General features: G+C 54.1%; 7 protein-coding genes and 1 rRNA gene. 5 read left to right on the forward strand and 3 right to left on the reverse strand.

Translation table 11 applies throughout. The annotated features are described in order from the left end of the window. The 4 genes from rrf to FHC48_RS22725 form a co-directional block, all read left to right on the forward strand. Nucleotides 1-105: ribosomal RNA gene (gene rrf / locus FHC48_RS22710) — 5S ribosomal RNA — on the forward strand; the annotation flags it as partial. Nucleotides 106-229: 124 nt separating this feature from the next. Next, nucleotides 230-1,258, forward strand: coding sequence for a UDP-N-acetylmuramate dehydrogenase (gene murB, locus FHC48_RS22715; RefSeq protein WP_059363169.1), 1,029 nt, complete (start codon nucleotides 230-232; stop codon nucleotides 1,256-1,258). After that, nucleotides 1,255-2,217, forward strand: a complete 963-nt coding sequence (gene birA, locus FHC48_RS22720) for a bifunctional biotin--[acetyl-CoA-carboxylase] ligase/biotin operon repressor BirA (RefSeq protein ID WP_059363167.1) — start codon at nucleotides 1,255-1,257, stop codon at nucleotides 2,215-2,217. Before murB ends, birA begins: the two co-directional genes overlap by 4 nt. Before the next feature lie 16 nt (nucleotides 2,218-2,233). Further along, nucleotides 2,234-3,226, forward strand: coding sequence for a glycosyl hydrolase family 8 (locus FHC48_RS22725; RefSeq protein WP_059363171.1), 993 nt, complete (start codon nucleotides 2,234-2,236; stop codon nucleotides 3,224-3,226). Between the two features lie 54 nt (nucleotides 3,227-3,280). On the opposite strand, the gene bcsG is transcribed toward FHC48_RS22725, so the two are convergent. Genes bcsG through bcsE form a run of 3 tightly spaced genes read right to left on the reverse strand, consistent with a single transcriptional unit; the run spans nucleotide 3,281 to nucleotide 6,706 of the window. After that, a complete protein-coding gene (bcsG, locus tag FHC48_RS22730; protein ID WP_008503239.1) occupies nucleotides 3,281-4,960 on the reverse strand; it encodes a cellulose biosynthesis protein BcsG in 1,680 nt (559 codons plus the stop codon). Further along, nucleotides 4,953-5,150: a cellulose biosynthesis protein BcsF gene (bcsF, locus tag FHC48_RS22735; RefSeq protein ID WP_024908822.1), complete on the reverse strand. Its 198-nt coding sequence runs from the start codon at nucleotides 5,148-5,150 to the stop codon at nucleotides 4,953-4,955. Before bcsF ends, bcsG begins: the two co-directional genes overlap by 8 nt. Further along, a complete protein-coding gene (gene bcsE, locus FHC48_RS22740) occupies nucleotides 5,144-6,706 on the reverse strand; it encodes a cellulose biosynthesis c-di-GMP-binding protein BcsE (protein WP_059363165.1) in 1,563 nt (520 codons plus the stop codon). Before bcsE ends, bcsF begins: the two co-directional genes overlap by 7 nt. A 108-nt stretch (nucleotides 6,707-6,814) precedes the next feature. Here bcsE and FHC48_RS23880 point away from each other — a divergent pair. Further along, nucleotides 6,815-6,873 (forward strand): IS1 family transposase (locus tag FHC48_RS23880; RefSeq protein WP_097491765.1); only part of this gene is annotated, 59 nt, incomplete at its 3' end.

Below are 6,873 nucleotides of genomic sequence, written 5' to 3' on the forward strand. Positions count from 1 at the left end.
TAGCGCGGTGGTCCCACCTGACCCCATGCCGAACTCAGAAGTGAAACGCCGTAGCGCCGATGGTAGTGTGGGGTCTCCCCATGTGAGAGTAGGGAACTGCCAGGCATCAAACAAGTGAAGAGGCCATCCGGAAGGATGGCCTTTTTGCGTTTCTGCGCTGCACAAACAGATCCCCCAACACCCTGCTTATACGGTAAACTACCTGCGTTTTTGCATCAGGATAGCGTCTATGAACCACTCCCTTAAGCCCTGGAATACCTTTGGCATTCAACGCAATGCTAATCAAATTGTACGTGCCGATACTGCACAGCAACTGCTGGATGCATGGCAAAGCGCAACAGAAAAAAACGAACCCGTACTGATTCTGGGCGAAGGAAGTAATGTCCTGTTTCTCGACGATTTTGCGGGAACGGTGATCGTTAACCGCATCATGGGAATTGATGTGGAAGAGCGTGCCGATAGCTGGCATCTGCACGTGGGGGCTGGCGAAAACTGGCATCACCTGGTGCAATTTACCCTCGAACAAGGGATGGCGGGTCTTGAAAACCTTGCGCTTATCCCAGGCTGCGCTGGATCGTCACCCATTCAGAACATCGGTGCCTACGGCATCGAACTGAAGCACGTCTGTGACTATGTCGACTGCATCGAACTGGCGACCGGAATGGCCACGCGTTTAACGGCAGAACAGTGCCGTTTTGGCTATCGTGACAGTATCTTCAAGCATGAATATCAGGATCGCTACGTGATTGTCGCCGTGGGCCTGCGTCTGTCTAAGAACTGGCAGCCCGTATTGACCTACGGGGATTTAACGCGTCTCGATCCGGCTACCGTTACCGCCCGCGACGTTTTTGACTCGGTTTGCCATATGCGAATGACCAAACTTCCCGATCCCAAAGTTAACGGAAATGCAGGAAGTTTCTTCAAAAATCCGGTGATCGGCGGCGAAAATGCCCGACGTTTTCTGGAGGAGTGGCCAACCGCGCCACATTACCCTCAGGCGGATGGCAGCGTGAAGCTGGCAGCAGGATGGCTTATCGATCAATGCCAGCTAAAAGGCACTTCAGTCGGCGGGGCAGCCGTTCACCGACAGCAGGCTCTGGTGCTGATTAACCAGCGCGATGCAACCAGCGACGATGTGGTACAGCTGGCTCATTATGTTCGCCAGCGTGTGGGCGAAAAATTTAACGTCTGGCTGGAGCCAGAAGTCCGCTTCATTGGTCGCACAGGTGAAGTCAACGCCGTGGAGACTATCGCATGAAGGACAATACGGTCCCGTTAACCCTGATTGGTATCCTGGCGGATGGTGAATTCCATTCCGGCGAGCAGCTGGGTGAGCAACTGGGCATGAGCCGCGCCGCCATTAATAAACATATCCAGACGCTTCGCGACTGGGGGGTTGATGTGTTCACGGTTCCCGGAAAAGGGTACAGCCTGCCGGAGCCGATACAATTATTGAATGAAGACACGATCCGCAGCCAGATTGGACACGGTAATGTGGCGGTGCTGCCGGTGATTGATTCGACGAACCAGTATCTGCTGGATCGTCTGCCTGAGCTGAAATCCGGCGATGCCTGCGTTGCTGAGTATCAGCAGGCCGGTCGCGGTCGTCGTGGCCGCAAGTGGTTTTCCCCCTTTGGTGCCAACCTCTATCTGTCTATGTACTGGCGACTCGATCAGGGCCCGGCCGCTGCCATTGGCCTGAGTCTGGTCATCGGTATCGTTATGGCGGAGGTGCTTCACGATCTGGGTGCGGATCAAGTGCGTGTTAAATGGCCTAACGATCTGTACCTCAACGATCGTAAACTCGCCGGCATTCTGGTTGAACTGACGGGCAAAACGGGCGATGCGGCGCAAATCGTCATCGGCGCGGGCCTCAATATGGTGATGCGCAATGTCCAGAATGATGTGGTGAATCAGGCCTGGACTAACCTCCAGGAGGCGGGGATCGTCATCGATCGTAACACCCTTGCCGTACGTATGATTAAAGAGCTGCGCAGCTCGCTCACGCTTTTTGAGCAGGAAGGGCTGGCACCGTTCCTGTCTCGTTGGGAAAAAATGGATAACTTCATCAACCGCCCGGTGAAATTGCTGATTGGGGATAAAGAAATCTACGGCACTTCCCGCGGTATTGACGCTCAGGGCGCGCTGCTCCTGGAGCAGGATGGCGTGATCAAACCCTGGATGGGCGGTGAGATTTCCCTGCGGAGTGCCGAATAACAGGATGGAGTGAATGATGCGAAAAACCGTCTGCGCGACGCTGGCCGTCATGATGAGCGTGTTGTTCTCACCCCTCTCTCAGGCGGGTCAGGCCTGGGAGAGTTATAAGGCACGCTTTTTCAAACCGGAAGGCCGCATTGTCGATACCGGCAATGGCGGCGTGTCGCATACGGAAGGTCAGGGATTTGCCATGCTGATGGCAGTGGCCAACGACGATAAGGCCACGCTCGATAAGCTCTGGCAATGGACAAACCGTGAGCTGAAGAACAAAGAGAACGGTCTGTTTTACTGGCGCTATAACCCCGCAGAGTCCAACCCGGTCGCTGACAAAAACAATGCCGCCGATGGCGATGTGCTGATTGCCTGGGCGCTGCTTAAAGCCGATGCCCGCTGGCACGAAAAACGCTACGGTGCCGCATCGGATGCCATTACAAAAGCGCTGGTTGCCCATAGTGTCATCCGCTATGCGGGTTACCGCGTGATGCTGCCCGGCGTCCAGGGATTTAAGCTTGACGGTGAAGCGATCCTTAACCCTTCCTACTTCGTGTTTCCGGCCTGGCAGGCCTTCGCCGGACGCAGTCATTTACCGGTCTGGCGCGATTTGATTAAGGACGGGAAGCGCCTGCTGGGAAAAATGGGCTCGGGTAAAGCGGATCTGCCCGCTGACTGGGTCTCGCTGGCATCAGATGGCAAGCTGGAACCTGCCAAAAGCTGGCCGCCGCGGATGAGCTATGACGCGATTCGTATTCCGCTGTACCTTGCCTGGTCTGATAAGCAAAGCCCGCTCCTGACGCCGTGGAAAGCCTGGTTTGGTCAGTTCCCCCGGGAACAAACGCCCGCCTGGGTTAACGTCATGACCAACGAATATGCGCCCTACATGATGGAAGGCGGCCTGTTGGCTGTACGCGATTTAACGATGGGACAGTCTTCCGGAGAACCCGAAATCACCTCTAAAGACGACTACTATTCGGCAAGTCTGAAAATGCTGGTGTGGATTTCAGCGCAATAATAACGCACTGACTATCCCCTCTCCCTAATGGGGAGAGGGTTAGGGGTAAATCAGTTACTGCGGATACGGTACCCAATCCCCGCCGTTCAGGCGAACGTACGGTTTGTTCTGATACTGAATGACGACCGCGTTGGCGTTCTCAGAGACTTCTGCCGTTTGCGGCAGGTTGCTGGTGAGCTGATCCCAGTTCACGCTATCTTCCACAAACAGCTTCCCGTCAACGGCACGGGCAACCAGTTCAGAGATCGCCAGATAGCTGGTCGGCTGGGTGATTTCAATCGGTGCGCCCTGATGGGGTGCTTTCATACCAAAGAATTTAATGCCAGCAGGCACGTTGGTGATGGACGGGCTTGGGATATCACGCAGACCCGACACCTGCATTCTGTCGCCTTTCAGCGCGCCGCCGTGCTCAGGTACCACAACCACCATCACTTTACGGCCTGATTTTTCCAGCTCCGTGAAGAACGCGTCCAGCTCGTCGAAGAACTTCTGCGCACGCACTTTATAATCTGCCGTTTTGCTCACGCCCGGGAAATGGTTACCGTCGTGGAGCGGCAGGGTGTTAAAGAAGGTCGCACTGCGCGGATTACTGTCTTTCTCGATGGTCTGGAGCCAGCGCTGCAGCACGGCGGTATCGTCATAAACCGGCGAGCCGTCGAAGCCCAGCAGAGTAACGGGAAGACCGGTTTGATCCATCAACGGTGCCTGCATACCACCCTGTTCACGCACCTCTTTCAGGAAGTTACCGAACTGGCCGTTATGTCCCAGCATCAGATGCTGCGTAAAGCCCAGTTTGGCGAGGTTATCAAACAGATAACACTGATTGCCGGCAGGCTGATACAGATTCTTATGCGATGCCTGACCGCAGCTTGCACGCAGCAGGCGGATTGCTGCCGGGCCGCTGTACGAGGTGGCAGAGTTAAAATCTTTAAACTGAATGTCGAAATGCGACCACAGCGGATGGGACATCAAACCGGCTGCATCCACGTCGGCCCATGAGAGAGAGCAGATGTTGATCACCAGCAATTCAAACGGCTGAGCATCCGCCGGCAGCGCGTCCGGGAATTTGGTCTGTCGCTTGTCTTCCGCAGTGTAGAAGCTGGAGAGCCAGGCGTTCAGATTTGTGGAGGTCGGCGGTGCGGTCTGGGTTGGGATATCGCCCACTACAGGCGTATCGCCAGCCGTGGTAACGGTTGCTGCTGCGCTTCCCCCTGTGGTGGTCACCGTGGTGGTCGGTTGACCAGCAGGCCACAGCGAAAAGCCCGGACCAGCCAGCGTCAGCACGTTCAGCCAGATCATAATCGCGACGACAAACACCGTGATGCGGATCCACTGTGACAGGAACAGCCAGGCAACCAGCAGCACAAATACCGCGCCAATCATCTGCCAGTTAATAAACCGCTCGGTCAGATCGAGGACATAGCTGGCGCTAAAGCCTGCCACCTGCGACCCCTGGCTCATAATGCTGTCCGGCCCCGGTAACCAGGTATCATGCCAGAACAGCGCAAAGCCGACAGGGATGGCTATCCAGTGACGCAAGCGATGCAGCCTGATGTTCGGCAGGGGCATCAGCAGGAAGGCCATAAACACCAGGTTGAGAAGGGGATGGAAATTCAGATAGCCTGCCCACAGCAGACCAAACTTCACCAGAAAGTAGAAGTTCCAGCCGGAAAGGCCGCGCCAGTATTGCCAGAGCGGCGAGGGTGACGAAGCGGTATAGGTAGAATTAGTCATGTTTTCGGTCTGCCTTGACGTGTGATGCCCGTGTCAGTGTTCCGGCTGGTTTTACATAGCGAGGTTTTATAAACAGCACTCTGGCCGTATCACGGATACGACGTATGGAATGGCGTGCATAGTAGCCAAGCGGGAAAAAAATCAGCGCACAGAATATAACCAGTTGGATGATATCGCTGATATTCATGATGGTGCGTTCTCCGCGTTGTCCGTTAATAAGCGAAGGGGCTCCGGAACCCGGCGCCAGATATGGCCATCATGTCTGGCATTGAGGATCGGTTTCGCATCGCTCTTAATTGCGAGCGGTTTAGCCCATTGTTCAGGCTGGAGCGCACGCATCTGTACCAGCTCCGCGCTGATCGTATTATCTTCGAACCAAATCATACGGTTCGAGAAAATATCCCCGGTAGGCAGGGGGAAGATATGGTTTAGCGCCGTATCGAGATCGTTGACCCGGCAGAAGGACAAAAACAGTACCAGGCGATTGTCGCCAATGGTCATGATATCTCCCGTACGGTTGGGGCGACACAAGGTGAGCGCCTGTTCAACGCGGATACCCGGTACAGGACGCAGGGCAACCATAACCCCTTTTCCGTCTGCAGGAAGAAGCGTATTGCTCATCATATTGCCGACGGCGTCGCAGAAGGTATCCCATTTTTGATATCCACGCAGCTTCATCGGCTGCGTCATAGAGAGCAGTGTGGAAATGTCTTCCGGTACATGACGGCTAAACTGCTGGCCCTGAACGCTTTCGATCAGCGTCAGGCAGCGTGACAGCGGCGCATTCCACGGAATAACCATATTTGCCCCGCAGCCAAGAAGCAGGCGCTCATCGGTGGCGCGCAGGCTGGTATTGTTTTCGCGCACGATGATTTTTAACGCGCTTCCGCGCTGGCGGCGCAGGGTGTGGATTTGCCTTGCCAGCGTCTCAATCTGGTTATTTTGCATCAATGAGAAAATAAGGGTCGCCGCCTGGGTTGTGCGGGCTTCGTGGAAAAGGTCTTCGTTAGATTCAAACAGCGACCAGTTTTCCGACAGGGCCGGTGCCCCCTCTAAAACCGCGATATGGCTCAGGATACGTTTTTCATCACTGCGCGGTTGCACCACGGTTTCTTCCTGCTGTGCCAGGTGCCACTTACCCTCGATATGTTTCAGCGTAAGTTGTTGTCTGGCGCTCACGCCTTTTTCATTACACCAGAATGCAATATCGTAGAGATAGCTGCCCACCTGGTCACGAACGCTTGCCAGACCGAACAGAGAACGATATTCACCTATTAAAAGTGAGAACAGCTTGTCATTATTACTGCCGGGATTGACTATCAGTAGCGTGCAATTTTGAAATTTTGCCCATTTATTGATTTTTTCCAGCCAGGGCAGCAGTTTTTCAGCAGGGATATTTTGCAGGACGTTATTTGCACATTTAAGAATCACTAAATAGTGATCCGGATCAATAGTGCACTGAACGTCGCGGGACAAAAAGTATAGACTATCGGCTTCCGATGTCATGGAAAATAATCGCACCGTCTGAGGGCCGCGATCGTTTTCCAGCGTGATAATTTTCTTCGGATCTTCGCCCATGCTAATGACAGCCACGCGGGAATCCTTATCCTGGGCAGCAATTGTCTGGTTTACCAGACTGATAGCATCTTCATTACGGTCCGTATTAATCCACCAGACTCCTCCGACTGGCATGTGGCTCAATTCGTCCCATAATGACTGGATGCCAATAGAAAATATGGAGTCCACGGTGTCCCTCTTTTCGTCTAATTTATCTGTATCTCAGTTTACTAGCGAAAGCGGGTGATGCTGCCAACTTACTGATTTAGTGTATGATGGTGTTTTTGAGGTGCTCCAGTGGCTTCTGTTTCTATCAGCTGTCCCTCCTGTTCAGCTACTGACGGGGTGGTGCGTAA

It is taken from the genome of Enterobacter sp. EC_50 (assembly GCF_019584525.1).
GTDB classification, from domain to species: domain Bacteria; phylum Pseudomonadota; class Gammaproteobacteria; order Enterobacterales; family Enterobacteriaceae; genus Enterobacter; species Enterobacter roggenkampii.

Excerpts from the sequence above, each read along its gene's own strand:
- bcsG (WP_008503239.1), bottom strand. The coding sequence starts at position 4,960 with ATGACTAATTCTACCTATACCGCTTCGTCACCCTCGCCGCTCTGGCAA.
- murB (WP_059363169.1), top strand. The coding sequence starts at position 230 with ATGAACCACTCCCTTAAGCCCTGGAATACCTTTGGCATTCAACGCAAT.
- birA (WP_059363167.1), top strand. The coding sequence starts at position 1,255 with ATGAAGGACAATACGGTCCCGTTAACCCTGATTGGTATCCTGGCGGAT.
- FHC48_RS22725 (WP_059363171.1), top strand. The coding sequence starts at position 2,234 with ATGCGAAAAACCGTCTGCGCGACGCTGGCCGTCATGATGAGCGTGTTG.